This window comes from Xanthomonas albilineans (assembly GCF_002939705.1).
Taxonomy (GTDB): Bacteria; Pseudomonadota; Gammaproteobacteria; order Xanthomonadales; family Xanthomonadaceae; genus Xanthomonas_A; species Xanthomonas_A albilineans.
In genome coordinates, this window is record NZ_MDCB01000005.1 from 137286 (window position 1) to 162033 (window position 24748).

The 24748-nt window shown below is 65.0% G+C and carries 23 protein-coding genes; 4 read left to right on the top strand and 19 right to left on the bottom strand.

Features of this window, described 5'->3' with window-relative positions; all coding sequences use genetic code 11:
- The first annotated feature begins 69 nt into the window (after positions 1 to 69).
- Positions 70 to 255, top strand: coding sequence for an oxidoreductase-like domain-containing protein (locus tag XalbCFBP2523_RS06615; RefSeq protein ID WP_045758377.1), 186 nt, complete (start codon positions 70 to 72; stop codon positions 253 to 255).
- A 192-nt stretch (positions 256 to 447) separates the two neighbouring features.
- Positions 448 to 1818: a virulence factor family protein gene (locus XalbCFBP2523_RS06620; RefSeq protein ID WP_052687961.1), complete on the top strand. Its 1371-nt coding sequence runs from the start codon at positions 448 to 450 to the stop codon at positions 1816 to 1818.
- Positions 1819 to 2093: 275 nt separating this feature from the next.
- Here the strand turns inward: XalbCFBP2523_RS06620 and mprF are convergent, their stop codons facing one another.
- Positions 2094 to 4655 (bottom strand): bifunctional lysylphosphatidylglycerol flippase/synthetase MprF, encoded by a 2562-nt coding sequence (gene mprF / locus XalbCFBP2523_RS06625; RefSeq protein WP_045766199.1) that lies wholly within the window; start codon positions 4653 to 4655, stop codon positions 2094 to 2096.
- A gap of 914 nt (positions 4656 to 5569) precedes the next feature.
- On the opposite strand from mprF, the gene XalbCFBP2523_RS06635 reads away from it, so the two are divergent.
- Positions 5570 to 5914, top strand: a complete 345-nt coding sequence (locus tag XalbCFBP2523_RS06635) for a RidA family protein (RefSeq protein WP_012916976.1) — start codon at positions 5570 to 5572, stop codon at positions 5912 to 5914.
- A 247-nt stretch (positions 5915 to 6161) separates the two neighbouring features.
- Here the strand turns inward: XalbCFBP2523_RS06635 and XalbCFBP2523_RS06640 are convergent, their stop codons facing one another.
- The 15 genes from XalbCFBP2523_RS06640 to XalbCFBP2523_RS06710 all read right to left on the bottom strand — a co-directional run bounded on the left by XalbCFBP2523_RS06640 (position 6162) and on the right by XalbCFBP2523_RS06710 (position 20130).
- Positions 6162 to 7238 carry an SAM-dependent methyltransferase gene (locus tag XalbCFBP2523_RS06640; RefSeq protein ID WP_045766198.1) on the bottom strand — a complete coding sequence of 359 codons (1077 nt, stop codon included), beginning with the start codon at positions 7236 to 7238 and terminating at the stop codon, positions 6162 to 6164.
- A gap of 22 nt (positions 7239 to 7260) precedes the next feature.
- Positions 7261 to 8043: a DUF1295 domain-containing protein gene (locus XalbCFBP2523_RS06645; protein ID WP_045766197.1), complete on the bottom strand. Its 783-nt coding sequence runs from the start codon at positions 8041 to 8043 to the stop codon at positions 7261 to 7263.
- The gene (locus tag XalbCFBP2523_RS06650) at positions 8040 to 8588 is read right to left on the bottom strand and encodes a DUF2878 domain-containing protein (RefSeq protein ID WP_045766196.1); all 549 of its coding nucleotides are present in this window, start codon (positions 8586 to 8588) and stop codon (positions 8040 to 8042) included. The genes XalbCFBP2523_RS06645 and XalbCFBP2523_RS06650 overlap by 4 nt, the downstream gene beginning before the upstream one ends.
- A complete protein-coding gene (locus tag XalbCFBP2523_RS06655) occupies positions 8585 to 9913 on the bottom strand; it encodes an SAM-dependent methyltransferase (protein WP_045766195.1) in 1329 nt (442 codons plus the stop codon). The genes XalbCFBP2523_RS06650 and XalbCFBP2523_RS06655 overlap by 4 nt, the downstream gene beginning before the upstream one ends.
- Positions 9910 to 10779 (bottom strand): DUF1365 domain-containing protein, encoded by an 870-nt coding sequence (locus tag XalbCFBP2523_RS06660; RefSeq protein WP_407070985.1) that lies wholly within the window; start codon positions 10777 to 10779, stop codon positions 9910 to 9912. Before XalbCFBP2523_RS06660 ends, XalbCFBP2523_RS06655 begins: the two co-directional genes overlap by 4 nt.
- Positions 10770 to 12020 carry an NAD(P)/FAD-dependent oxidoreductase gene (locus tag XalbCFBP2523_RS06665; protein ID WP_045758374.1) on the bottom strand — a complete coding sequence of 417 codons (1251 nt, stop codon included), beginning with the start codon at positions 12018 to 12020 and terminating at the stop codon, positions 10770 to 10772. The genes XalbCFBP2523_RS06660 and XalbCFBP2523_RS06665 overlap by 10 nt, the downstream gene beginning before the upstream one ends.
- Positions 12017 to 12934 carry an acyl-CoA desaturase gene (locus XalbCFBP2523_RS06670; protein ID WP_045766194.1) on the bottom strand — a complete coding sequence of 306 codons (918 nt, stop codon included), beginning with the start codon at positions 12932 to 12934 and terminating at the stop codon, positions 12017 to 12019. Before XalbCFBP2523_RS06670 ends, XalbCFBP2523_RS06665 begins: the two co-directional genes overlap by 4 nt.
- A 401-nt stretch (positions 12935 to 13335) precedes the next feature.
- On the bottom strand, positions 13336 to 14127 hold the full coding sequence (locus XalbCFBP2523_RS06675; protein WP_045766193.1) for an anti-sigma factor: 792 nt from the start codon (positions 14125 to 14127) through the stop codon (positions 13336 to 13338).
- On the bottom strand, positions 14124 to 14681 hold the full coding sequence (locus XalbCFBP2523_RS06680) for a sigma-70 family RNA polymerase sigma factor (protein ID WP_045766192.1): 558 nt from the start codon (positions 14679 to 14681) through the stop codon (positions 14124 to 14126). The genes XalbCFBP2523_RS06675 and XalbCFBP2523_RS06680 overlap by 4 nt, the downstream gene beginning before the upstream one ends.
- A gap of 58 nt (positions 14682 to 14739) precedes the next feature.
- Positions 14740 to 15111, bottom strand: a complete 372-nt coding sequence (locus tag XalbCFBP2523_RS06685; RefSeq protein ID WP_045758373.1) for a hypothetical protein — start codon at positions 15109 to 15111, stop codon at positions 14740 to 14742.
- Positions 15112 to 15199: 88 nt separating this feature from the next.
- Positions 15200 to 15997, bottom strand: a complete 798-nt coding sequence (locus tag XalbCFBP2523_RS06690; protein ID WP_045766191.1) for a KH domain-containing protein — start codon at positions 15995 to 15997, stop codon at positions 15200 to 15202.
- A gap of 79 nt (positions 15998 to 16076) precedes the next feature.
- Positions 16077 to 16487 (bottom strand): Rnf electron transport complex subunit RnfB, encoded by a 411-nt coding sequence (gene rnfB / locus XalbCFBP2523_RS06695; RefSeq protein ID WP_052688059.1) that lies wholly within the window; start codon positions 16485 to 16487, stop codon positions 16077 to 16079.
- A gap of 224 nt (positions 16488 to 16711) precedes the next feature.
- Entirely contained in the window at positions 16712 to 17314 is a 603-nt protein-coding gene (locus XalbCFBP2523_RS06700; RefSeq protein WP_045758371.1) for an HAD family hydrolase, read from the bottom strand.
- 78 nt (positions 17315 to 17392) lie between these two features.
- The gene (metG, locus tag XalbCFBP2523_RS06705; RefSeq protein ID WP_045766190.1) at positions 17393 to 19453 is read right to left on the bottom strand and encodes a methionine--tRNA ligase; all 2061 of its coding nucleotides are present in this window, start codon (positions 19451 to 19453) and stop codon (positions 17393 to 17395) included.
- Positions 19454 to 19677: 224 nt separating this feature from the next.
- Positions 19678 to 20130 carry a DUF2147 domain-containing protein gene (locus XalbCFBP2523_RS06710; RefSeq protein ID WP_045758369.1) on the bottom strand — a complete coding sequence of 151 codons (453 nt, stop codon included), beginning with the start codon at positions 20128 to 20130 and terminating at the stop codon, positions 19678 to 19680.
- Between the two features lie 208 nt (positions 20131 to 20338).
- Between XalbCFBP2523_RS06710 and mmuM the strand changes: the two genes are divergently transcribed.
- Complete coding sequence (mmuM, locus tag XalbCFBP2523_RS06715) at positions 20339 to 21283, top strand: homocysteine S-methyltransferase (RefSeq protein WP_045766812.1); 945 nt, start codon at positions 20339 to 20341, stop codon at positions 21281 to 21283.
- Positions 21284 to 21322: 39 nt separating this feature from the next.
- Here mmuM and XalbCFBP2523_RS06720 read toward each other — a convergent pair whose 3' ends face one another.
- The 3 genes from XalbCFBP2523_RS06720 to XalbCFBP2523_RS06730 all read right to left on the bottom strand — a co-directional run bounded on the left by XalbCFBP2523_RS06720 (position 21323) and on the right by XalbCFBP2523_RS06730 (position 24747).
- Complete coding sequence (locus XalbCFBP2523_RS06720; protein ID WP_045766189.1) at positions 21323 to 23209, bottom strand: DUF885 domain-containing protein; 1887 nt, start codon at positions 23207 to 23209, stop codon at positions 21323 to 21325.
- Positions 23210 to 23294: 85 nt separating this feature from the next.
- On the bottom strand, positions 23295 to 24068 hold the full coding sequence (locus tag XalbCFBP2523_RS06725) for a queuosine precursor transporter (RefSeq protein WP_012916958.1): 774 nt from the start codon (positions 24066 to 24068) through the stop codon (positions 23295 to 23297).
- Between the two features lies 1 nt (position 24069).
- A complete protein-coding gene (locus XalbCFBP2523_RS06730) occupies positions 24070 to 24747 on the bottom strand; it encodes a DUF502 domain-containing protein (RefSeq protein WP_012916957.1) in 678 nt (225 codons plus the stop codon).
- Between the last annotated feature and the right edge of the window lies 1 nt (position 24748).

A 24748-nucleotide genomic window follows, 5' to 3' on the forward strand; every position in this document is an offset into this window, starting at 1 on the left:
CGGTTTCCCATCGTTGCCCTCGCGACAATGGGCATCCCTGCCGAGCGCGGTCTGCCACCATGGAGTGCTATGCCCGATTCCAACGCCCACGCCGATCCCAGACCGCAGCCGCCATCGCCGCCGGCACCAGGCGACTGCTGCGACAGCGGCTGTCCCCTGTGCGTCCATGATGTCTACCACGACGAACTGGCGCGCTATTTGCATGCGTTGGCGCAGTGGCGCCTGCGCCATCCCGAGGCGGTCGCGGATGGCTGACCCGGCTACGGCGATGGATGGGCGGCGATGGCGAACGCGTCCGGCGTACCCCAGATGAACCGAGTCGCACGTGGCGCTTCGCGCCGCTGCGGTTCGGGATTATCTTTAACAGGCTTTTTCAAGGATTGTCTGATGATGCAAACGCGTGGTGTTTGGATATGGGGATGTGGACTGAGCGGGCTGTTGGCGCCGATGCTCGCTGCGGCGGCCCTGCGTGTGGTGGCGCCGAGTGCGCCCTCCAGCGTACCGGCCCCGATGGCGGTGGCGGAAAAGCTCATCACCCACGGTAGTTTCGAGCATGTGCCAGTGCTGTTGCCGAAGGGCGATGCGCAGCGCGTGGTGCTGTGGTTTGCCGGCGACAAGCGCGGCGAGGCCGACCGCATGCGCCAAGTCGAAGCCCTGCGCCAGGATGGTGCGATGGTCGCGGTGATCGACAGCGCACATCTGCAGGCGGTGTTGACCAAGAACAACGACAAATGCGGTTTCTCCTTCGGCGATGTGGAAAACTTGTCGCGCTACCTGCAAGCCGACTTCCAAGTGCCGACCTATCATCTGCCGCTACTGGTCGGCGACGGTGACGGCGCCGCAGTCGCCTATGCGCTCGCTTCGCAGGCGCCTAAACATGAGTTGGCGGGCCTGCTGACCGAGGATTTTTGTCCGACGCAGGTCCGTTACGACCGGATATGCGGTGCTGGTGTCAAATTGGGGGTGCACGCGCTGAAGCCGAGCGCGTTGTCGGTGCCGTGGTTGGCTGCAATCGATGCTCAAACTCAGGATCGCTGCCGCCAGCAAAGCGATGCGTTCGTGCAGCAGGTGCCGCAGGCACGCCAGTTCCGCCTTGGCGTCAGTGGCGACGCGCTGCCTGGTCTGCTCGCGGCGGTGCGTTCGTTGGGTGCGCGGCCTGGTGTCAGTCTGCCGCCGATCCCGGTTGACCTTGCCGGCCTCCCGGTGGTCGAGGTGCCGGTCACCCCGACCGCGGTGAGCGCGGGCAACGCGAATGTGTTCGCGATCTTTGTGTCCGGGGACGGCGGCTGGGCATGGGCCGATCAGCACGTCGCTGGCGCGCTCGCCGAGGCCGGTATCCCGGTGGTGGGGGTCGATTCGCTGCGTTATTTCTGGAGCGAACGCACCCCGCAGGGGATCGCCGCCGATCTGGATCGCATCTATCGCCACTACAGCGGCTTGTGGAAGCGCGAAAAAGTCGTGTTGATCGGCTTCTCGCAGGGCGCGGATGTGTTGCCTGCCGCTTACAATCGATTGCCAGCGCCGATGCGGGATCAGGTGAGACTGACCGCCTTGTTGTCGCTGGACAAGAAGGTCGACTACGAGTTCCACGTCTCCAGTTGGATCAGCTCTCGCGACGACGACGGCCTGCCGATCGTCCCGGAACTGACGAAGATGCCGCCGGCGCAGACCATGTGCATCTACGGCGAAGACGATGACGATACGCTGTGTCCAAGGCTGCCGAAGGGCGCTGTGCAGTTGGTCAAACTGCCGGGTGACCATCATTTCAAGGGCGATTATGCGACAGTGGCCAAGGAGATCCTGCAGCGGGTGAACTGAGGGTTGTGCCGTGGCAACGCGCCGCTCATGTTCCGAGTGCGCGAGTTGGGTTTTCGTCGGCCCACGGTTTCGCGTCAGTCTTGCGGCAGGCGCGGCGCGCGTCTGCAACGCTTTTCGATAGAGCATCGCGACTCGTGCTGCGCTTGCCGGACACAAACGGTCATGTTCCAGGTGAAGGCATGACGCTATTTTTGCGAAAGCCTCGCGGTTTTTCCATCGCATCGTTTGGCGGCGATGTGGCGCGCGACGGGATATCGCCGTCCCGAGCCTCAGCTTCACTCCGGCTTGCGCGGGTCCAGCGAAATCAGCCGGGTCACGTCTAGTAGCGCTGCCGGCAGGTGCATGCCGCCTGGGGCGGCTAGGTAGCGGGTGCGCCAGGTCGGGTTGAACTTGGACTTGAAGCGGCGCAGGCCGGTGAAACCATAGAAACGCTCGCCGTGGCGCACGATCAGGTTGCCGAAGCGGTTCCAGCGTCCGGCCAGTCGGTGCTGGGCCAGACCCGACAACGGTGCCATGCCGAGCGAGAAGCGCTTGTAGCCCTGGTCGCGACCCCACAGGAAGAGTTCGATGAACAGGAAGTCCATGGTGCCTTTGGGCGCATCGGCGATATGTCGCATGAGGTCTACCGACAATTCCTTGCTAGCCGGTGCCTGCCAAAGGTTGGCGAAGGCCACGACCTTGCCCTCGCACTCCACCAACGCGATCGGGAACCGACGTAGGTAGTCCGGATCGAAGCTGCCAAGAGAAAATCCCTTTTCGTCACCGGCCTTTTCCTCCAGCCACTGTTGCGAGATGTCTGCCAGGATCGGCAGCAGCGCATCGACATCCGCTGGTGGAACGATGCGGAAGCTCAATCCGCTGCGCTTGCCACGGTTCCATGCCTGGCGTAGGTCGGCACGGTCGCGGCCCTCAAGATGGAAACCTTCCAGCGAGACCAGCGCTTCCTCACCCAGCTTCACCAGGGTCAGGCCCAGATCCAGATAGGTCTGCCAATGTTGCTCGCCCACCTGATAGAACACCGGGCGCAGGCCCATCCGATCGGCTTCTTCGCGAAAACGCCAGATCAACGCACGGGCGATGTCCGGCGACCCCACCGGGTCGCCCATCGCCACCAGCGAGCCACCATAGCGCTGCATCATCACAAAGCCGTGGTCGTTCTCAGCCGGTAGCAGTGCCTTGTCGCCGGTCATGACGAGGCAGGCTTGAGTGTCGGTGGCGTCGGCCAATACGGGCATCAGTGCGTCCAATTGCGCTGCATCGGCTGACGGCAATGGCGAACGTGTGCTGTGCAGCAACCGCGCCAGCCCGAACACCACCACCGCCACGCTGACCAACAACACTGCGCGCAGCGCGCGAGGGGCGTTGGCCGATGTGGCGAACTCCCACCACAGTTCGTTTTGGTATTCGACGTGGCTGTAGACGAAAAACAGCAGCCATACGGTGGCGATTAACACCAGTCCCAGGTTGCGCAGCCATGGCCACGACCAGGCTTCGTCGAGCAGTGCACCCTCGCGATAGAACTCGCGTCGCGCCCCCCACAGGCCGATTGCCGCCACCAGCGAGGACAGTGCCACCGAGACATGGCCGCCACGCAGCCACGCCGGCAACGGCAACAGTACGCAGATGCCGATCGCCATGGCCCAGGCCGAGTGGCTGCGCCGTTGCAGCCCCTGGCCGATTAGTAGCAGTACCACGCCGCCGAGGCTGGCCAGCAGGTGCGATGTTTCCACGATCGACAATGGCGCCACGCCTTGGCGCCGCTTCGGGGTGGGCAGGGTACCGTCGATGACTAACGCCGCGCCGACCGCGAACACCGCAATGGCGATGATCTGCGGCAGCCACGGGCGCAGCGTGCGCCAGGCGACGCGGACGCCACCGGCGCTGGCGACCAGCGGTTGGCGCAGGCCAGAAACCGAGGCCATCAGCACCGACAGCAATAGCGGCACCACGTAATACGTGACGCGGTAAATCAGTGCCGCAGCCAGTACCGCCGCCGGCGCGACGCCAGGCAGCAGCTTGAGCAGACTCCATTCGAACACGCCCAGGCCGGCTGGCACGGTGGAAACCAGGCCAGCCACCACCGCGACCAGATACAGGCCGACGAAGCCGATGTACTCGATTCCCGATTCGTTCGGCAGCAGCACGTAGAACGCGGCGCTGGCCAGGCCCAGTTCGACCACGCTCAATAAGGTCACGCCCAATGTGGTGCGCCGGTCCGGCAGCCAAAGTGCATGCTCGCGCCAGTGCAGCGTGCGCCCGTCGCGTCCGGCCAGCAGCAGCATCGCGGCGAAGCCGAGCAGCAGCGCGATGCCGATGCCCCGTACCGCCGATGCGCCGACCGGCAAGGCCAGTGCGGCCGCGTCCGGCTCCAGGGCCAGCGCCAGCGCCAGCAACAGCCAGGCGCCGAACGAGAAGCCGAGTGTGCTCATCAGCACGACCTGACCGATTTCGGCCAGGCTCAAGCCGACCCGGCCGTAACCGCGCAGGCGCACCGCCCCGCCAGTCAACGCGGCGAAGCCGAGCGTCTGCCCGACCGCGTGCGCCAGGAACGCGGTGACGCTGATCCGCATCGGATGCAGGGTGCGACCGCTGCGACGCAGGCCGATCGCATCGAAACCGATCAGACAGGCGTAGCTGCTCAGCCCCAGTAGCATGGTCAGGACGATCTGGCTAAGTCCGAGCTGGTTGAACGCATGATGGATTGCGCTGTAGCCGTGGGTGCTGAACTCGCTGTCCAGCGCATGCAGCGCCATGGCGAGGATCGCCAGGCTGGCCAGTACCGGCAGCGCGCGGCGCCAGCCGGAGACAGGGGAAGCGGAGGACGCGGCGTCGGTCATTACGAGTGTGCGTGGGCAGAAGAGGATGGTGGACGCGCCGCAAGCAGCATGCCATGGAGGCAGGGCGGAACTGCAAGCGGCGGAAGAGAGACGGTCTATCGTGATGTCGGTTGACCAGTGCTATACCGGCATACCGACAATTGGCATGATAGTGGAATCGCAGGTCGGCACGGTGTCTGTGCTGCGGCATCGGTGGCGCCGGTCGCGATCTGCGGTACCTTTCCTACGATCCGCAGTTGCCGATGCCTGTGTCCGCCCCGTCTCGCCACCGCGTTGGCCGCGCTTGGCCGGTGTGTTGGCGCTGGTCCTTGCTTTGCTATTTCTTGGGGGGTGCTGGGATTGCAAGTGACCCGCCTCGATCTGCACTGGCAGCAGGCCACGCTGAGCTTATACCTGCATGGCATGGCCCAGGTGGCTTGTTGTTGAGGAGCGTCTATGTCCTGTTGGCCGCCGACGCGATGCTGGCAGCCGGGCTGTATGCGCAGGCACCGCGCGGACGCGTAGCGCTGTACCGGTGTTGTTGTTCGTCGTGGCGGCAATGGGCTTGTGTGCGCTCGTGATCGGGGAAAGTTACCTGCCGCAGCAAGCACCGCGGCTTGCACCGCTGGTGCATGCCTTATCGGCGCAAGCCGCGTTCCTGTGCCTGACCAGCGCGATGCTGTTGCAGAGCGCCTGGCTGCGTCGGCAGGTCGTGCGGCAGCGCAGTGCGGGAACTGCGCAGGGGGTGGCGTTCGCTGCGATGCGGTTGCATGTGCTATGGCGCACGCCGCTGCGCGGGCGGACTCAAAAACTGACCATCGCATTGATCCTGGCGTGGCTGGTGTTGGTCGCCTATTGCCTGTGGCGATCGCTGCCTGCAGCCGCGACGCAATCGCGCGACAATGGCCCGGTCTTCCCACTTCAGGACAATGCCCATGATCCAGCGTTTCGATACCGGCCCACGTATGTCGGAGATGACCGTGTACAACGGTGTGGCGTATCTCGCCGGACAGATCGCCGATGATGCCAGTGCCGACATCGCTGGCCAGACCCGTCAGGTGCTGGCGGCGATCGATCGGTTGTTGGCCCTTGCCGCTACCGATAAAAGCCGGATTCTGCGTGCGGAGATCTACATGACCGATCTGGCCGAGTTCGCCGAAATGAACAAAGTCTGGGAAGCCTGGGTCAGCCCAGGCAACACGCCAGCGCGTGCCACCGTGCAGGCCAAGCTGGCCAATCCGCAATGGAAGATCGAAATCGTGGTCACCGCGGCGGCATAGGTAGCGGCAGTAACCTGGGGAGCTTCTGGTGCCTGCTGCGTGCGCAGCAATGCCTGCGTTTGCGCCAGGAGTCACCTCGGTGGCGACGCATTGCTGGTAGCACGTCGTGGCCGAGGCTGCCCCATGGCGGAAGAAAGCATGCGATTGCCGCCAAACCAGCGGGCTTTCACTGGAATGGCGGCCATGTTGTAACTGACATCGTTCGATGGCGGTTCGGTCTCGACACCATGCTGCGCGTTGCGGTTTCTCAGCGCCGCACGAATCGGTAATGCGCCACGCCCCACTGCTGGCCCTGTTCGTAGCCGAATAGTTCCGCACACGCCATCCAGAACATGCGCCAGCGTTGCCACCAGATATTGGCATCGTCGCCATAAGTGGCCTCCAGCACTGGCATCAGTTCCTCGCGATGCCGGTCCTGGTTATGCAGCCAGGCGTTGGCGGTTTTTTCGTAGTGTTGTCCGGATAGCAGCCAGCGTTGCTCGAGGGTCAGATCGTCCTGGAATTGCAGCAATGTATCGGCCGCCGGCATCAGTCCGCCGGTGAAGAAGTGCCGTCCCATCCAGTTGTCCTCGCCTTGCACCTCGAATGGGTAAGCCAGGTCGCGGTGACAGAAGATGTGCACGAACAACTGCCCGTCCGGCACCAGCCAGTTGCTGATCCGCGCAAGCAGTTCGCGATAGTTGCGCATGTGTTCGAACATTTCGATCGAGACCACGCGGTCGTAACTGGCGGCGGGCAGGGTCAGGGTATTGGCGTCGTGGGTGATGACCTTGACGTTGTCCAGCCCGCGTGCATTGCATTGCGCCAGGATGTGTTCGCGCTGCGGGCGCGAGTTGGACACTGCAGTGATGCGCGCACCAGGGTACTGCTCGGCCATCCACAGGGTCAGCGAGCCCCAGCCGCAGCCCAATTCCAGAATGCGCTGGCCATCGTGCAATTGGGCGCGTTCGGCATACAGATGCAGCATCCGCTCCTCGGCGGCATCCAGATCGGCGGTGCTCGCATCCCAGTAGCAACTGCTGTATTTCAGGCGCTTGCCCAGGCATAGCTCGAAGAAGCGCGGCGCTACCTCATAGTGCTGGCGGTTGGCCGCCTCGGTTTCGATCGCGATGGCGCTTTCGCGTAGCGAGGCGATGAACCTGCGTTGGCGTTCCCAGGCTGCGTCGGCACCACCAGCGCGCTCCTCGCGCAGGCGTTGTGTGCACAGCCGACGCATCGCTGCGCGCAGGAGCGTATCAGGCAGCAGGCCGGATTCTGCCAGTCGCGTGGCCAGCGGTTCGGCCGGCAAGGCGGCCGGGGACGAGGGGACGAAAGTGCTGGACATCGGTGTATCTCCTGAAATGGGTTCAGTGCCGTGGCGGCAAGGGGAAAAAGGCGCTGGTGCTGCGTTGGTAATCGGCATAGTCGTGGCCGCGCGAACGCAACGCCTGCATTTCGGTGTAGGGAATGCCGGTGATGCGGTAGAGGAACGCGAACATCAAGACCGGCCCCAGTGCGGCCATCGCGACCCACAGTGTGCCGCTGCCGACCGCCAGAAAGATGTAGGCGAACCAGTGCACGAATTCGAAGAAATAGTTGGGATGCCGCGAGTAGCGCCACAGACCTTGGCGGCAGGTTTTGCCACGGTGTGCTGGATCGGCGCGGAACGCGGCCAGTTGTCGATCGGCTAGGCTTTCGCCACCGACCGCGAGCAGCCAGGTGGCCAGTGCCAGCGTGGTCCAAACGCTCCACTGTGGCTGCGGATTGTGCGCGGCCACCGACAGTGGCACCGCGAACGCCACCACCACCAGTGCCTGGCCGAGGAAGAAGGTCAGGAATAACCGCTGGTCGTCCTGCCAGTGTTCGCGCAGCGCACGATAGCGGCCATCCTCGTGCGGATCGCCGAACACGCGCACGCCCAGATACCAGGCCAGTCGCGCGCCCCATAGACCGCCCATCGCCGCCGTCAGCACGCGCGGCAACGTCGCGCCGTCAGCGCACCAGGCGCAATACACCGCGGCCAGTGCCATGCATGTCGTCCACAGGACATCCACCACGCCAGCGTTGCGGCTGTGCCGCTGCCAGGCCCAGCCGGCGAGCATGACCAGGGTGGTGAATACGCCCACGTGCAGGAGCGGCCAGGCGTTCATCGCGCCGCTCCTGCGGTGGGCCATGGTGCCGCTGCGCTTGCCGCGAACCGCCGTGTCGCCAGACTCAGCAGCGTCAGTGCGATTGCCCAGCCCAGCGCCAGCGCCAGTAGCGCATGCGGCAGCGGTGACGCCAGTGTCACGGCCTGCCAGCCGTGCGCGGCCAACACGTAGCCCAGTGGGCCGGCGGTGGCGCCGAATAGCGCAGCGCGCCAGGGCTGCCGCATGACCCAGGCCAGCGAGTGGTTGAACGTCAACGCGAAGCCGGCCCATAGCGCCAGGATCCAGAGCGGCGGCCATGGTGCTGGCGGCGCGGCGCTATAGCGGACCCAGCCGCCGGCGCGCAAGGCCGCGTCCACGCTGGCGCCCAGCGGCAGCGCCAGCGCCATCAGCGTCGCATCGCCGCGCGCGCGGCGATGCCGTTGTAGCTGATACAGCGCGAACAGTACCAGTGCGGCCGGGCCAGCCCAGCGCATGCCGTGGCTGGCACCGGCCACCGCGGCCAACCATAGCCCTTGCAGGGCGAGGTAGTTGATCAGGTTGTTCATGCCTCTCCAGCCAACGCCGGTGCGAACTGCGCCGGACGCGCCAGCGGCTTGCTCAGCCACAGGTGGACATCGCCGATGGAACGCTCCAGAAAGCCACCCTCGCAGTACGCCAGGTAAAACTCCCACATGCGGATGAAACGCTCGTCGTAGCCGAGCGCGCGCACCTGCGGCAACTTGGCCATGAAGCGCTCCCGCCAGGCGCGCAGGGTCAATGCGTAGCTGGGGCCGATGTCTTCCAGGTTGAACAGGCGCAGGTCGCTGGCGCGCGCGATCGCGCCGGTCATCGCCGCCACCGAGGGGATGAAACTGCCGGGGAAAATGTAGCGTTTGATGAAATCCACCGACTTCAGCGCTTGCGCGTAGCGGTGATCTTCGATGGTGATCGCTTGGATCAGCGCCTGGCCGTCGTCCTTGAGCAGCCCGCCGACCTTGCCGAAGTAAGTGTCCAGGTACTGATGGCCGATCGCCTCGATCATTTCGATCGACACCAGTCGGTCGTAGCGCCCGTCGAGGTCGCGGTAGTCGCGTAGCAGTACCTCGACCCGGTCCGACAGCCCTGCTGCCTCGACGCGTTGTCGCGCCAGTGTGTACTGTTCGCGCGAGATGGTGGTGGTGGTGACGCGGCAGCCGTGGTGCTTGGCCGCATGCAGCGCGAATCCGCCCCAGCCGGTGCCGATCTCGATCACGTGGTGGTGCGGTTGCAGGTCCAGTTTGGCGCAGATGCGCTGCAGCTTGCGCTCGGCGGCGCGCTCCAGTGCGGCATCGCCGAGGGCGGCGTCGGTGTCGCGGAACAGCGCCGAGGAGTACATCAGGTTGCTGTCCAGGAACAATTCGAACAGCGGATTGCCCAGATCGTAGTGCGCGGCGATGTTGCGCCGGCTGCCGGCACGGGTGTTGCGCGCGAGCGCATGCAGACCGCGCATGGCTAGGCTGCCGAGCCGGGCCAGGCCGGTTTCCATCGCATCCAGACGGTCGCGGTTGCGCACCAGCAGGCGCACCAGCGCGACCAGATCGTCGCAGTCCCATAGCCCGTCCATATAGGCTTCGCCGACGCCGACACTGCCGTTCAGTGCGGCCTGGCGGTAGAAGCGCGGATCGCGGATGCGCAGATGCGCATGCAAGCTCCCAGGTGTGGAGGCGCCGGCATTGCGACCAGTATCGCCGAGGGTGGTGAGCGTGCCGGCATCCTCGATGCGCAGTTGACCGTCGCGCAGGCTGTCCAGTGTGGTCAGCAGGCGTTGTCGTAGGAATCGGTCGAAACCGCGCAGCGGCGGCGTGGCGGGCACCAGCGTGTTGACGGAAGAGGATGCGTGCGGAGCGTTCATCGGCGTTCTCGCTGAGTGGAAAGGTCGGGGTGGTCGTGCACTGGATTGCCGCGCAGCCATAGCCGCAGTGCCTGCCAGTGGATCTTGGCCAGCACCTGCAGGGTCATCGCCGGATAGCGCAGCAATGCCCGGGCCAGGCTGGCGCCGTCGATTTCGCGTCTCTCCAGCACCAAGGTGGCGTCGAAGCGCCGCGCTGTGGGCGTTGGATCGAGCACGTCCATGTGTACGCGCAGCTGTTGCCCAGGCTCACTCAAACGCCAGGCATAGGTGTGCGTCATCGCCATGAACGGGGAGACGTGGAAGCGTTTGTCGAAGCGCCAAGCATGTACGCTGCCGTGGCGATGCGCTTGCGTCAGCGGCAGCACGTAGGCATGGCGTTGTCGCCATGGCGTGTTGGTGATCTCGGCGACGATGCTGTGCAGGCGCTGCTGTGCATCGTGGCAATAGTAGAACGTGACCGGATTGAAGCAATGGCCGAAGTAGCGCAGGTGGGTGAGCATGCGTACCGGGCCGAGTGGGCGTTCGCCGGTGTGTTGTTGCACGCGGTCGCGTACCGCTTCGTCCAGTGGTTGCGCCGGATCGCCGAGATAATCGCTACGGCGGAATTCGGCCAGGTTGCGGCGGCCCACCGACCACAGCCATCGCCGTGCAAAAACTTGGTCCAGTTCGCTCAGGTCCAGATACATCAGGAAAAGTGGATAGCGGAATGCCAACGCCTTGGGTGCATGCCGTCGGTGCCGCACCCAGCCGGTGTATATCGCGCTGTGCAAGCCGGTATGGGGCGTGACCTCCGCCGCCGGCGTTGTCGAGACGGCGCCAGCCGGCGGGGCGGACACGGAAACACGCGGTAGCGCGGTCATGGCCATGAGACCCCGAGCGCGGTGGCGACCTCGACGGCGCTGCGCAGGCCATCTTCGTGGAAACCGAAGCCCCAGCCGGCGCCAGCGAACCAGGTGTTCTTCTGGCCCTGGATCTCGCCCTTGCGCGCCTGCGCCGCGACCGATCCAGACGTTTGCAGTGGATGCCGGTAGCGCATGCGCCGTAGGATCTTGGCCGGATCGATCGCGTCGCTGCAGTTGAGGCTGACGATGAAGGGCTGCGGCGCGTCGATCGACTGGAGTGCGTTCATCCAGTAGCTGACCGTGCACGGTGCATGCGGATCGGCTGGCACGTGCGCGTTCCAGGCGGCCCAGGCGCGGCGATCGCGGGGCAGGACGCGCGCGTCGGTGTGCAGGACGGTGTCGTTTTCCTGGTAATGAAGCCCGCCGAGGATTTCGGTTTCGGCGGTGCTGGGGTCGGCAAGCAGGCGCAATGCGTCGTCGGCATGGCAAGCGAGCACGACCGCGTCGTAGTGCTCGGCGCCGGTATCGGTCTGCACGGAAACCCCCGCCGCCAGCCGCTGCACCGCGCGCACCGGCGTGGCGATGCGCTCGCGCACCTGCCAGCGGCTGCGCAGCGCACGCACGTAGCTGTTGGAGCCGCCACGCACCACCTGCCATTGCGGGCGGCCGCTGAATTGCAGCATGTGGTGATTGGCCATGAAGCCGATCAACTGGCGTATGGGGAAGTCGAGGATCTGTCGCGATGGCGAGGACCACAGCGCCGAGGCCATCGGCACCAGGTGTGCGTCGCGGAACACCTCCGAATAGCCGTGGCGTTGCAGGAACTCGCCCAAGGTGAGTTGCGCCATCGTGGGGTCGTGCAGGACCTGCGGCGCGTGCCGGTAGAACCGGCGCAGGTCGCGCAGCATGCGCCAGAACCGCGGCGAGAGGAGATTGCGACGCTGACAGAACAGGCCGTCGAGGTTGCCGGCGTTGTACTCCAGGCCGGTGCGTGCTTCGTGCACGGAGAAGCTCATGGTCGTCGGTTGCGACGCCACGCCTAGCTGTGCGAACAACGTGCTCAGCAGCGGATAGTGCTGCGGATTGAACACGATGAAGCCGCTGTCCACTGCGTATTCCACGCCGTCCAGGGCGATGGCATGGGTATGGGTGTGGCCGCCGAGGTAGTCGGCCGCTTCGTACAGCGTCACCTCGTGGCGCTGCGACAGCAGCCACGCCGCGCCGAGGCCGGCGATCCCCGAGCCCACCACCGCGATGCGACTCATCGTGTCCGTTCCTTCGCGCGCAGCAGCCCCGCTGGCACCGGCTTGAGTTCGCGGATCAGGCCGATCCACGCCATGGCCTTCAGGCCGTACCAGGTCGTGTCCACTTCCCACCAGCGGAAGCCCTGGCGCGCCGCGCCGGGGAAAAAGTGGTGGTTGTTGTGCCAGCCCTCGCCGAAGGTCAGCAGTGCTAGCCAGAGATTGTTGCGGCTGTCGTCGCGGGTGTCGAAACGACGGCTGCCGAAACGGTGCGCCAGCGAGTTGATGGTGAAGGTCGCATGGAACAAGGCCACGGTGGAAACGAAAAAGCCCCACACCAGTAACTGCGGGCCGTCGGTGCCCAGTTGCGGCACATGCCGCTGCAGCCATTGGCCGAGCAGGAATATTGCCAGTGCCAGCAGTACCGGCATTAGCAGGTCGAAGCGATCAATAAAGCGAAGTTCAGGGAAACGGCGCAGGTCGGGAATCGCCTCCCAGTCGGTGCGGAAACCGCGTGGGGTCAGGAACCAGCCGCTATGGCTCCACCAGAAGCCATGCTGACGCGGGGAGTGTGGATCGGCCGCGGTGTCGGTGTGGCGATGGTGATTGCGATGGTGCGCGGCCCACCACAGTGGCCCACGTTGCACGCAAGTGGCACCGAGCGCGGCGAACAGGAACTGCACTGGGCGCGAGGTCTTGAACGCGCGGTGAGCGAAATAGCGGTGGTAGAAGCCGGTGAGAGCGAACATGCGCACCGCGTACAGGGCCAGCGCCACACCCACCGCGCATCCCGACACGCCGACCCAGAAAACGCCCAGGCAGGCCAGATGCAGGCCGATATAGGGGGTCGCCCGCAGCCAGTCGATGCGGTCGGCGCGCGCCGGGTCCAACTCGATCTGCGCGTTGGTGTCGAACCACTGGCGTAGCGTGCGCAGCACATGCTTGCGCCGCGGCGTAACGGTCGAAGTGGTTGGATGCTCTGCAAAAGATCTCGGCACAAGGGCATCTCATTAGGGACTCGGGATAAAAATACGACCGAAACGAGAGAACGGATGCACCTGCGTTAGATACACCTGCGTTACTTGTGTCTGCGAGGCTGTCTACCATGGAGCGCAGCACGGCCCTATGCAACCTGGCGAGGCTCGATTGACAGCAGTTCTCAGACTCAAGATCAGCTGTCTATACCACCCGAAAGGCTGTATGAACAGGGGCGAGTGAATAGGAACCTGCGATAGGCGCTTGCTACAGGGCGCGACTTCATCTGCTCTGGCAATCAGGTTTAGAGTAGACATCGCCGCAGCGGCCACGATACGCTGCGCCAGGTTGCGTACTGCGTGGGTTACGGCGCTAGATGCAGGGTGCTGATGCCACCCTTGGCCACCACCGGGCCGGTGGCGACGCCGCCGGGTGCGCCGCCGGGCGGCTCCATGGTCACTGCCAGTAAGGCCCCGTCCCGGAGCAAGGGCATCAGCTTTTCTGGGATGCGTGCCACTCGCGCCTGCACATCGTCGAACACGCCCATCGACCGCGCCTTGCCGTCGGCTGGAATCAGCCACAACTCCGGCACGCGTCCGCCATCGTGGCCCCCGGCCAATGGGGTCAGGGTGATGCGTTGCTTGTCGGCGTCCATCAGCACCACGTAACCGGGCTTGCCGTTGTCCTGCATCAGTGTGGAGGTCATCGCAATGCCGCTGGCACTTCTCTGCGGTGTTGTCGGCGCTGCCTGCGCTGTTTGCCGCTGTGGTGGCAGCGGCGCGCGTGCCAGGATCAAGGCGAACAGGCAGGCGGCGGCGGTGGCGAAGCCACCTGCACTGAGCCAGCGCCAGGTGCGCACGTTATCCCACATGCTGGGCGCGGCGGCGCGCGTGCGCGACGCAGGCGCATCCAGATGCAGCGAGGCGCGGATGCGCACCCACACGCGCTCGGGAACCGCGACCGGCGCGATTTCGTCGGCCAGCGGCATCAGATGCTGCTGCCACTGCGTCACGGCGGTGGCGAAGACGTGGTCGGTCTCGATGCGCTGTTCGGCGGTGCGGCGTTCGTGCGCGTCGAGCACGCCCAGCACGTATTCGCCGGCCAGCACGTCGCGCGGGGGGAGGGTTTCTTGCGGATCGGGCACGGAGGTGTTCATTGTTCCAGGCACGCTTTCAGTTTGGCCAGGCTGCGCCTGATCCAGCTCTTGACCGTCCCTAGCGGGGTACCGCTGCGATTGGCCAATTCCTCGTAGGTGATGCCTTCGAAGAACGCGGTGCGGATCAGCTCGCCGCGCGGTGGCTCCAGTTGGCCCATGCACACGTCCAGGCGCCGGCCAGCCACGCGCCATTCGGTTTCGGCCAGTGGATCGCGGCCGTCTTCGGGCAGTTCGCCGGCCTCATCGAGCGCCACCGACTGTCGCGCCGGCGCACGTGCGCGCAAGTAGTCGATGGCCTTGTTGCGGGCGATCATGGTCAGCCAGGTCAGGCCGCGTGCGCGTTGCGGATCGAACTGCGTCGCTTTGCGCCAGACCGCGGAGAACACCTCTTGCAGCACGTCCTCCGCTTCGCCGCGTTGCGGCACGATGCGCAGGCACACGCCGAACAGGCGTGGCGAGGTGGTGCGGTACAGGCGTTCGAATGCCGCGCTGTCGCCGGCCGCGGTGGCCAGCAACAATTGTCCTGTTTCGTCGTGATCGGGCGTCTCGGTCATGCCGGGAAACGGTGGCGAAGGTTGCGGCGATGCTACAGGCTTTCGACGTGGGCGTCGCTCAAATGCGTTGCTTGTACCAGAGCGCGACTGCGGCGAGCAGTAGCAGGATCTCGAACGCGGCCAGCCCGGTGGTGGTCGCGCCGACCGGCCACAGCCGTAGCAGGCTGGCGCTGCGGTACAGCACGATCGGCACATAGAACGCCAAGGCCAGCAGTAGGCCGTTGCGCAGTTGTCCGCTGCGGGCGAAGTAGCCGAACAGGAATGCCATTCCCCATTGCAGGCCACCATAGATGACCAGGTATTCGGACTGACCGGAGCGATCCAGGCCCACATAGCCCACCGCCACTGCGGTTGACGCTGGCCAGATGGTGCACCATAGGGCCAGCAGCGCGTAGAGCGCGGCGTTGAACCACAGGTAGGCTTTTGCCATGGGGAATTCTCGGCGATGGGCGGGCGATAAGATGGCATGGTTGTAACGCTCGCAGCGCAGGCTGCTGTGAACGCGGCGGCGGTCCTGGTTAGTGCGCGTTGCACTGTGCGACCAGGGGGTGTTGCAGCGCCTGATCCCAGGCCGCTGCGTCGGCCTGGCTGCGCAGGCGATCGGGGAAGGTGATGCGGACCTGCGGGTAGCGGCCGCGCGCGTCGCGGATGTTGCCGACACCACGGAATTCGAGCAGGTGCCGGTCCTGGCGCGCGTAGGCGACGTTGATGTCGGGCAGCAGGCCGCCATACCAGGCCGCCAGACCCAGGGTGTAATGCTGCACGTTGGCGTCGGCGGTGCCGGGAGTGATCTGGAATTGGAGCGTGCGCTGGCTACTCGGCAGCGCGAAGGTGATGCGCTGCGGCGTGCCGCCGGCCAAGGCATCCCAGTGCTGGCGCAGATAGGCGTCGAACCCGGCGTCGATCACCAGCGGGGCGTCGGCGCTGGCCGGCAGTGCCGCGTGGTGCTCGGCCTGTCCTTTTACCTGGCTGAACATTTCGCGGCCGTTGCCGGTGCTGCGGACCCCTTCGCGATAGCCGCTGCGTGCGTCCACCAGTTCGAAATCGGGTGCGATACCGCCATCGGCCACGCGCTTGCGTGCAAATGCAGCGCCGTTGGCGCACTGGTACAGCACCAGCCGCGCGCCATTCTCGCGCACCCAATGGATCTCGCGATACAACAGTTGTTTACCGTCGGCGGCGTAGGCTAGGCCTTCGTAGTGCAGCATCGCCCGTGCCGGTGCGGCGGTGGCCAGGACGCACACGCCCAGGATCAGGGCCAGGGTGAACGCGGTCTGTGGACGGACAGACGTGAAGGACACGGTCGACGTGTGCATGGACGGCGCTTCCGTTGGGATGACACTAGGACATACGCGGCGGACGTCGATCCGGATGCGTCGGCCATGGCAGGTCTGTTCAGCGCAGCACGATGCAGTCCACCGGGCAGGCCGGCAGGCACAGTGCGCAGCCCGTACACAGCGGTGCCAGGACCGTATGCATGTGTTTGGCGCCGCCGACGATGGCGTCCACCGGGCAAGCCTGGATGCATTTGGTGCAGCCGATGCAGTCGGCCTCGATCACCAGCGCCACCTGCGGCGGTGTGTGGGTACCGCGGCGACGGTCGTAGGGCAGCGCGGGGGTGCCGAGCACCCGTGCCAGCGCTCGCGCACCGGCGTCGCCACCGGGCGGGCAACGGTCCACCTGCGCCGCGCCACGCGCCATCGCCTCGGCGTAGGGGCGGCAGCCGTCGAAGCCGCACTGGCCGCATTGGGTCTGTGGCAGCAGGCGGTCCAGGCGTTCGAGCAGGGCGTCTTGGGCGGGATGCATGGTGAAAGGGTGTACCCGATGCAGGGCGTCGGGTGGAGCGCGCAGGGACGAGGACTGCAGCATGGCCGTATCGGGATGGGCCGGCCTAGTGTAACGCGCTCACCGTCGCGGCCAGGCCCTAGCCGCGCGCGTGTTGATCGCGACCTCGACCGTTGTCCACGACGGGATGAGGTGCGTCCGTGGCAATGGGGCGAACAGCGGCCATTGTGCCGAGGAGTGTGGCATCAGGCGATGCGGCGCCCGCGGTACCAGCGCTCGTGCGCCAATGCCAGCATCGGTCGGTCTTCGCGGCTGTCGCCGTAGGCATAGATGCGTCGATAGGCGGACAGGGTGTAACGCGCGCGGATCAGTGCGGCCTTGTGCGGGCCGCAGTCGCCGCCGGCGTAGCGCCCGGTCAGGCGACCGTCGCACGCTTCCAGACGGTTGCAGATTAGTGCCAGTCCATGTTGCGCGCACCATGGACGCAGGTACAGGTCCAGTGATGCGGAGACCAGGACGACGTGGTGGCCTTGCGCCTGGTGCCAGGCGATGCGTTGCATCATCTGCGCTTGCAACAGCGGTGGTAGCGCCTGCTCCGCGTAGACGGCGGCCTGTGTCGCGATCTCCTCGGCGGCGCGCCCGGCGAACACCATGCGGGTGACCCGTTCGCGGATCGCCACCGCCGAGATCAGGCCGAGGCGGTAGCCGACCAGCCATGGTCCGATCGTCCAGCGCACGCTGGCCTGCTGCGCTGGTGTGGCAACGCGGCGCAGGAAGCCCGAATAGCTGTCGCCGCTGGTGACCGTTTGATCGAAGTCGAACAGGGCCAGTGCGCTGGGTGTGGTCATCTGGAGAGCGGGAGCGGCACGGGCAGGGATGGGTGGGCGCGGCAATGCTGTGCGCCGCCGCCCGCATCGGCGCGCCGCTCAGCGCACCGGCATGCCTGGCTGCGCACCGCTGTCGGCGTCGAGCAGGGCCAGCGCGCCGCCATCGAAGCCGGCCGAGAGAATCATGCCTTCGCTGATGCCGAAGCGCATCTTGCGCGGTGCCAGGTTGGCGATGAAGACCACGCTGCGGCCAACCAGTTTGTCCGGTTCGGCATAGCTGGCGCGGATGCCGGAGAAAATCTGCCGCTTGCCCAGCGCGCCGGCATCCAGTTCGAAGCGCAGCAGCTTGTCCGAGCCCTCGACGCATTCGCAGGCCAGCACTTTGCCGATGCGCAGGTCGAGCTTGGCGAAATCGTCCATGCCGACGAGCGCGGGACTGGCGGCCGCGGCATTCGGCGCGATAGGCGCGGCTGGCTTGGCGGCGGGTGTCGCTGCGCCAGCGGCGGGGGCGAGTGTGTCCTTGGAGGCGTCGGTCATGGCGTCGATCAGGTGGGGGTCGATTCTGGTGAACAGTGGCGTGTAGGGCTTGATCGCGTGCGCCAGCAACGGCGCCTGCAGTGCGTCCCAAGCGCTCAGCGGCGCGACCAGGAACGCCTCGGCTTCGGCACACGTGTGCGGCAGCACCGGCTTGAGCGCGGCGGCCAGCACCCGGAACAGGTTCAAACCCTGGGTGCATACCGCTTGCAGCGAGGCCTCGGCACCGTCCTGCTTGGCCAGCACCCACGGCTTGTGTTCGTCGATGTACTTGTTGGCTTCGTCTGCAAGGGCCATGGTCTGGCGGATCGCGCTGGCCGGGTCGTTGCGCGCATACGCTTCGCGGATTGGCGTCAATGCGGCGACGAAGCGGGCGTATTGCGCTGGATCGGGCAGCGTCTCGGCGAGCATGCCGCCGAAGCGCTTGTCGATGAAGCCGGCACAGCGGCTGGCCAGGTTGACGAACTTGCCGACCAGATCGGCATTGATTCGCGCGACGAAGTCGCTGAAGTTCAGGTCGAGATCGTCGACGCCACCGGAGGATTTGGCGGCGAAGTAGTAGCGTAGCGCCTCCGGTTCCAGGCCCACGTCGAGGTAGGTGCGGGCCATGACGAAGGTGCCACGGGACTTGGACATTTTGGCGCCACCGACGGTCAGGTAGCCGTTGACGTGCAACCGGGTTGGTGCGCGGTGGCCGGTGCCATGCAGCACCGCTGGCCAGAATAGGCCATGGAAGTTGACGATGTCCTTGCCGATGAAATGGTGCAATTCGGTGCTGCTGCCAGCGGCTAGGTGCGCTTCGAACGACTCGCCCAGGCGTGCGCACAGGGTCTGGAAGCTGCTCAGGTAGCCGATCGGCGCATCCAGCCACACATAGAAATATTTGCCTGGCTGCCCGGGGATCTCAAAGCCGAAGTATGGTGCGTCGCGCGAGATGTCCCAGGCGCGCAGGCCGCCTTCGCTGTCCAGCCATTCCATTAGCTTGGCCTTGACCCCGGGTAGGGCGACGTCGCCGGCCAGCCAGTCGCGCAGGAAGCGGTCGAAGCGGCCGACGTCGAAGAAAAAGTGTTCCGAGTCGCGCAGCTCCGGCGTGGTTCCGGAGATTATCGACTTTGGTTCCTTCAGTTCGGTCGGCGCATAGGTGGCGCCGCAGACCTCGCAGTTGTCGCCGTATTGGTCGGCGCTGCCGCAGTTCGGGCAGATGCCCTTGATGTAGCGGTCGGGCAGGAACATGCCCTTGGCTGGGTCGTAGAACTGCGCGACCCGGCGCCGCGCGATATGGCCGCCGGCGTCGAGGCGGGCGTAGAACGCTTCGGTCAGTGCGCGGTTGGCCGCCGAGTTGGTCGAGTCGTAATGGTCGAAGGCGACGCCGAACGCGGCGAAATCGCGCTCGTGGCTGGCCTGGATGTCGGCGATGAAATCTTCCGCAGTGACGCCGGCTTTTTCCGCCGCGAGCATGATCGGCGTGCCGTGGGTGTCGTCGGCACACACGAACCAGGCGCGGTCGCCATGCAGCCGCCGTGCGCGTACCCAGATGTCGGCCTGGATGTAGCCGACGAGATGCCCCAGATGCAACGGTCCGTTGGCATAAGGTAGAGCGGTGGTGACGAGAGCGGTGCGGGTCATGGTGGCCGGCGATCTGGGGGAGGGCGATTATTGCATGCAGGCTTGAAAGCCGGGTCTCTGGAAGCCAGACGCGAAAACGCCACGCCCCGGCGTTCCGAGCATCGGCAAAAAAGCGCCTGTGCGGGCGCCTTCGAGGCGAATGCGTGGGTGCGGTGGCGTATCCGTTCGCACCTGGATTGCTGTGTTGGCTCAGCCATGCTGCGGCCGGTGTCGGCGTCGCGGTTCTATTCTCTGATCCACGTCTGTGTGCGACCCAATGCCTCGATGCCGATGTAGCCACGCATCTGCAATTGCTTGCCGTCGTCGCTGAGGGTGATCTTGGCTTTGTAGATTTTGCCTTTGGTTGGATCCAGTACCGAACCGCCGTCCCATACCGCCGCGCCGTCGGGTTTGAGGCCCCACAGGATGGTCATGCCCTTGATCGGCTTGCCCTGGCGTTCGCCCTCGCACTTGTCGCACATCGGGTTCGGGCCGTGGTTGGATTGCAGGATCTCGATCACCTTGCCGTTCAGCGTGCCATCGGCCGATTGTGCGATTTGCACGATCGACTTGGGTTTGCCGGTGTCGTCGTCGATGGTCTGCCAGCGGCCGACCGGCGAGGTGTCGGCGGCGTGGGCGACCAACGCCGTCATGCTCAGTGGCAGGGCCAATATCAGGCTCTTGAAGGTGGTCGACATGGGGCCTCTCCCAGGGATGTTCGGAGTGGCCGACACCATGCCGGCCACGCCGCGACTGTATCTTCGCGCCCCAGGGATTGGAAATCCGCACCGCGGCATGTTCAGGGTGGCGTGTGCGTTGGATGTGCGTTGCGCCTATCGCAGCGGTGCGACCGGCCCCGTGCCATCTGCGACACTGCGCGGACAGGTGTCGTGCGAGGACATGCCCATGCCGCACAATCCGTTGACTGCGCTGTTGGCTGAGGGGCGCTGCATCGTGCTCGATGGCGCGTTGGCCACCGAACTGGAGCGTTTTGGTTGCGATCTTGACGATCCGCTGTGGTCGGCAAAGGTGCTGCTGGAGCAGCCGGAACGTATTCGTCAGGTGCATCTGGACTATTTCGTCGCTGGCGCGCAGTGCGCGATCACCGCAAGCTACCAGGCCACGTTGCAGGGCTTGGCCGCGCGTTGCATCGATCCGGCGCAAGCGCGACGACTGATCGCGCGCAGTGCGGAACTGGCGCAGCAGGCCCGGCAGGATTACCGCGCGGCGCATCCGCAGGCCGGTACGTTACTGGTCGCCGGTTCGGTCGGGCCGTATGGTGCTTATCTGGCCGATGGTTCGGAATATCGCGGGGATTATGTTGTAGCACCCGCGCGGATGCGCAATTTCCACCGCCCGCGCATTGCCGCGCTGGTGGACGCGGGGGTGGACCTGCTGGCGTTCGAAACGCAGCCATCGAGCGCGGAGATCGCCGCACTGCTGGCGCTATTGGAAGAGTTTCCGCAGAGCGTCGCCTGGTTCGCCTGCACCCTGCGCGATCCCACTCATCTAAGCGATGGCACGCCGTTGCGCGAGACCGTGGCCTTGCTCGATGGGCATCCGCAGGTCGTTGCGCTGGGCGTCAATTGCATCGCGCCGGCGCTTGCAGCGGCGGCGCTGGAGCATCTGTCCACGTTGACCCGGTTGCCGCTGGTGGTGTATCCGAACTCTGGGGAGCGCTACGACGCCAGCGATAAACGCTGGAAGGCCGATGGTGCGGTCGCATGCGCTCTGGTCGAGCACGTCGATCGCTGGCGCGCGGCCGGTGCGCGTCTGATCGGCGGCTGTTGCCGCACCACGCCGCAGCAGATCGCGCAGTTGGCGCGGCGCCTGGCGATGCCGCATGGGTGAGCCGTTCTGCGGCGTAAGCGCTTCTTGTCGCGCTGTCGTTCAGTTCTTCTTGCTCGCCACCCAGCGCTCGATCTTTCCCTGCAGCACGTTCAGCGGCATCGTGCCATCCTTCACGAGTTCGGCGTGGAATTGGCGAATATCGAACCTGGGCCCCAACTGCGCGCTTGCGTTGTCGCGCAGTTGCATGATCTTCATCTCGCCGATCTTGTAGGACAGTGCCTGCCCGGGAAGGGCCATGTAGCGCTCGGTCTCGGCTTCTGCGTCGGTGCGGCTAGTGGCCGAGTTATCCAGCATGTAGGCAATCGCCTGCTCGCGGGTCCAGCCCAGGCTGTGCAGGCCGGTATCCACCACCAAGCGGATCGCGCGCCACAAGTCGTTATGCAGATAGCCGAAATAATTGTAAGGATCCTGATACAGGTTCAGCTGCTTGCCCAGCGATTCTGCGTACATGCCCCAGCCTTCGATGAAGGCGGTCTCGCCGCCGAAACGGCGGAACTTGGGTAGATTGGTCAGTTCTTGCTGTAGGCCCAGCTGCAAGTGGTGGCCGGGGATGGCCTCGTGCAGATATCGGCTCTCGGCATCCCAGGTCTTGCGATTGGGTAGGTCGGATGTGTTGACGTAGAAGATGCCGGGTTGGTGGCCATCCTCGCTGGGTGGCATGTACGAGCTGCCGGTGGTCGATTGCGCCCGATTCGGTTCCATCGGGCGGATCTCCAATCTGGCCTTCGGCATGAGCGTGAACATGGGCGGCATCGCTGCATTCACCCTGCTTTGCAGGTTACGGTAATCGTTCAGCAGTTCGTCTTCGCTGTTGAAAGTGAAGCGTTTGTCGTTTTGCATGAACTTAAAGAACTTCTGCATCGAGCCACGGAAGCGGACCTGCTTCATCACCGTCTGGATCTGGCCCTGGATGCGTGCCACCTCGTCCAGGCCGATCTGGTGGATCTGCGCCGGTGTTAGGTCGGTGGTGGTGCTTTGACGCACGTCGTGGGCGTACCAGGCCTCGCCATTGGGCAGGGCGCCGATGCCGGCACTGACGCGCGTGGCCGGCAAGTATTGCGTGGCGATGAAGCCGCGCAGGGCGCGGTAAGCGGGCATGATCCGGTACTCGATCATGCGCTTGTATTCGGCGGTGATGCGTTGTTTCTCGGCCTCGGGAATGTCCGCTGGCAGATTACGCACCGGCCCCCAGAACAGGCTCTCCTCGGCGGTGGGCTTGATGACCGCATCCAATTGCGGCAGTACTTTTTCCATCAGGGCGCGTGGCTGCACGACGCCGGCCTGCATGCCTTCGCGCATGTTGGCGATGGCTTGGTTGAACAGTGTCGGGATGCCGAGTGCGCGTCGCGACCAGTTGTCGTAGTCCTTGATCGTATGGAAGGGTTGCGCGCCGGCACCGGAGCCAAGCATCGCCATGATGCTGCCGACGTTGTAGAACTGGTTCACCGGCTGCATCCAGCTCGGATATTTCTCTGCCTCCAGCGCGTTGCGCGCGTCGCTGACGAAGATCTCGTAACTGAGAAGGTCCTGCCCGCTGAGTCCGTCCTTGCCGATCGCCTCGGCTTTGTTCAACCACTCCACGGTGAAGTCGTGCGATTGCTGACGGAAGGCCGCGGAGAGGAAATTCGGTAATTGGTCGTTGTAGCGACTGTCGCCCTGGAATGTTGCCTGTAGCGGGTTTTGCTTGAGCGAGGCTTCCCAGTAGTCGTCGTACAGGCGGTTCAGTCGCTGGGCCTTGGTCAGCGCCACTGTGACCGGGGCATGCGGCACTGCGCGCGCCTTGTGCGTCTTGCTGGTTTTGCCCTTGGTTTGCGTGGCTTGCTGTTTGGCGGTTTTTTTCTTGGTCGCGTCCGCCGGTGTTGCCAGCGACAGGCTCAGGGCGGCGGCGATGGCGAGAGGCAATAGGCGGGGAAAGCTGGACGGCATTGCGGACTCCAACGACAAGCGAGGGGAGGTTGTCCGATCCGTATCGCAGCGGTGACGCGCCGCGGCGACAGGAGGTGGGACGACCTCAAGCGGCTGCGGCTTCTTCGCGTAACTGTTCGGCCCGCTCGGGGGTCAGGTAATCGGTGATCAGGCGGCGCATCAGATACAGCAGCGGGAGCAGCAGGATCGCCAGCAACATCTTGCAGATGTAGTTCAACGTGCTTACCGCGAGGAACAACGGAATCGACCAGTGCTGCGGGCCCAGCACGAACGCGATGTAGATGACCACGTAGCTGTCGATCAGTTGCGACACTGCGGTGGAGCCGGTGGCGCGCAGCCAGACGTGCTTTTCGCCAGTGCTGCTGCGGATGTGATGGAACACCGCCACATCGATCAACTGGCCGGTCATGAACGCGACCAACGAGCCGCCGATGGTCCACAGTCCCTGCCCGAACACCGCGGCAAATGCGGCCTGGTAATTCGGTACTCCTTGGTTTTGCGCCGCGCTGACCCAGAACCCGGCTGGCGACAATGCGATCGCGGCGAACGCAAACAGGAAGCCGTAACCGATCAGCCCCACCGCCAGCCAGGAGATGAAGCGCACGCCGCGGCGGCCGAAGAACTCATTGATGGTGTCGGTAAGGATGAACACCAGTGGCCACAACAGGGTGCCGGCGGTGAAGTTCATCGAGCCTTTCTGGCCGAACAGGTTCCAGTTCAGCGGTGCGATGCCGAGCGTGTCCTCCAGGGCGAAGATCTTGACCCCGATGAACTCGGCCAGCGCTGCATTGACGCAGAAGAACGCGGCCAGTGCGATGAAGAGTCGAACGGCGCGATCGTCTAGCGTGCCAGTGTGCATGTCAACGGTCCATGGTCCGGGTGAATGGTACGCTGTCCGGAGCGACCGCGCCGCCGGAAATGATGAAGCTCATCGCCTGATCCACGCTCCAGTCCGTCGGGGTAAGCCGTTCCACCGGGACGATTTCCAGATAGCCGGAGGTCGGGTTTGGTGTGGTCGGCACGTAGACCGCGGCTAATTCGCGGCCGCTGTCTTGTTCGCGGATCACCCGCGTCACCAGGCCCACCGCTTTCATGTCGCGGTGCGGGAAGTCGATCAGCACCACGCGTTGGGTGCTGCCGGGCTGGGTCTGCAGGATGTCCAGCAGCTTGCGTGCGCTGTCGTAGACCACGCTGGCCAGCGGAATGCGCCGCATCACTGCCTCGAACCAGCCCAGCAAGCGTTGCCCGATCATGCGCCGGCTGAGAATGCCGACCAGCAGGATCGCCGCCAGCGTGGCGATCAGCGCGATGGTGTCCTGTACCCACAGTGCTGTTGCCCAGCCCAGTGCCTGCGGGAACGAGGCGGCAATGCGCGCCGAGAGTGGCACCACCCACGGGCTACTGATGCCCGACAGCAGCACGAATACGAATTTGACCACCACCCAGGTCAGCCAAATTGGCAGCAAGGTGAGCAGGCCGGTGAGGAACAGCCGTTGCAAGGATGGGCGCGGAGATGATGCTTGGGGATCTGGCGACATT

Bases quoted from the DNA above. Each gene is read 5' to 3' on its own strand.
- XalbCFBP2523_RS06640 (WP_045766198.1), bottom strand. From the start codon at position 7,238: ATGTCCAGCACTTTCGTCCCCTCGTCCCCGGCCGCCTTGCCGGCCGAA.
- XalbCFBP2523_RS06615 (WP_045758377.1), top strand. From the start codon at position 70: ATGCCCGATTCCAACGCCCACGCCGATCCCAGACCGCAGCCGCCATCG.
- XalbCFBP2523_RS06685 (WP_045758373.1), bottom strand. From the start codon at position 15,111: ATGGCAAAAGCCTACCTGTGGTTCAACGCCGCGCTCTACGCGCTGCTG.
- metG (WP_045766190.1), bottom strand. From the start codon at position 19,453: ATGACCCGCACCGCTCTCGTCACCACCGCTCTACCTTATGCCAACGGA.
- XalbCFBP2523_RS06650 (WP_045766196.1), bottom strand. From the start codon at position 8,588: ATGAACAACCTGATCAACTACCTCGCCCTGCAAGGGCTATGGTTGGCC.
- XalbCFBP2523_RS06730 (WP_012916957.1), bottom strand. From the start codon at position 24,747: ATGTCGCCAGATCCCCAAGCATCATCTCCGCGCCCATCCTTGCAACGG.
- mmuM (WP_045766812.1), top strand. From the start codon at position 20,339: ATGCCGCACAATCCGTTGACTGCGCTGTTGGCTGAGGGGCGCTGCATC.
- XalbCFBP2523_RS06620 (WP_052687961.1), top strand. From the start codon at position 448: ATGCTCGCTGCGGCGGCCCTGCGTGTGGTGGCGCCGAGTGCGCCCTCC.
- mprF (WP_045766199.1), bottom strand. From the start codon at position 4,655: ATGACCGACGCCGCGTCCTCCGCTTCCCCTGTCTCCGGCTGGCGCCGC.
- XalbCFBP2523_RS06645 (WP_045766197.1), bottom strand. From the start codon at position 8,043: ATGAACGCCTGGCCGCTCCTGCACGTGGGCGTATTCACCACCCTGGTC.
- XalbCFBP2523_RS06665 (WP_045758374.1), bottom strand. From the start codon at position 12,020: ATGAGTCGCATCGCGGTGGTGGGCTCGGGGATCGCCGGCCTCGGCGCG.
- rnfB (WP_052688059.1), bottom strand. From the start codon at position 16,487: ATGCATCCCGCCCAAGACGCCCTGCTCGAACGCCTGGACCGCCTGCTG.
- XalbCFBP2523_RS06635 (WP_012916976.1), top strand. From the start codon at position 5,570: ATGATCCAGCGTTTCGATACCGGCCCACGTATGTCGGAGATGACCGTG.
- XalbCFBP2523_RS06725 (WP_012916958.1), bottom strand. From the start codon at position 24,068: ATGCACACTGGCACGCTAGACGATCGCGCCGTTCGACTCTTCATCGCA.
- XalbCFBP2523_RS06675 (WP_045766193.1), bottom strand. From the start codon at position 14,127: ATGAACACCTCCGTGCCCGATCCGCAAGAAACCCTCCCCCCGCGCGAC.
- XalbCFBP2523_RS06710 (WP_045758369.1), bottom strand. From the start codon at position 20,130: ATGTCGACCACCTTCAAGAGCCTGATATTGGCCCTGCCACTGAGCATG.
- XalbCFBP2523_RS06700 (WP_045758371.1), bottom strand. From the start codon at position 17,314: ATGACCACACCCAGCGCACTGGCCCTGTTCGACTTCGATCAAACGGTC.
- XalbCFBP2523_RS06655 (WP_045766195.1), bottom strand. From the start codon at position 9,913: ATGAACGCTCCGCACGCATCCTCTTCCGTCAACACGCTGGTGCCCGCC.
- XalbCFBP2523_RS06680 (WP_045766192.1), bottom strand. From the start codon at position 14,681: ATGACCGAGACGCCCGATCACGACGAAACAGGACAATTGTTGCTGGCC.
- XalbCFBP2523_RS06720 (WP_045766189.1), bottom strand. From the start codon at position 23,209: ATGCCGTCCAGCTTTCCCCGCCTATTGCCTCTCGCCATCGCCGCCGCC.
- XalbCFBP2523_RS06690 (WP_045766191.1), bottom strand. From the start codon at position 15,997: ATGCACACGTCGACCGTGTCCTTCACGTCTGTCCGTCCACAGACCGCG.
- XalbCFBP2523_RS06660 (WP_407070985.1), bottom strand. From the start codon at position 10,779: ATGGCCATGACCGCGCTACCGCGTGTTTCCGTGTCCGCCCCGCCGGCT.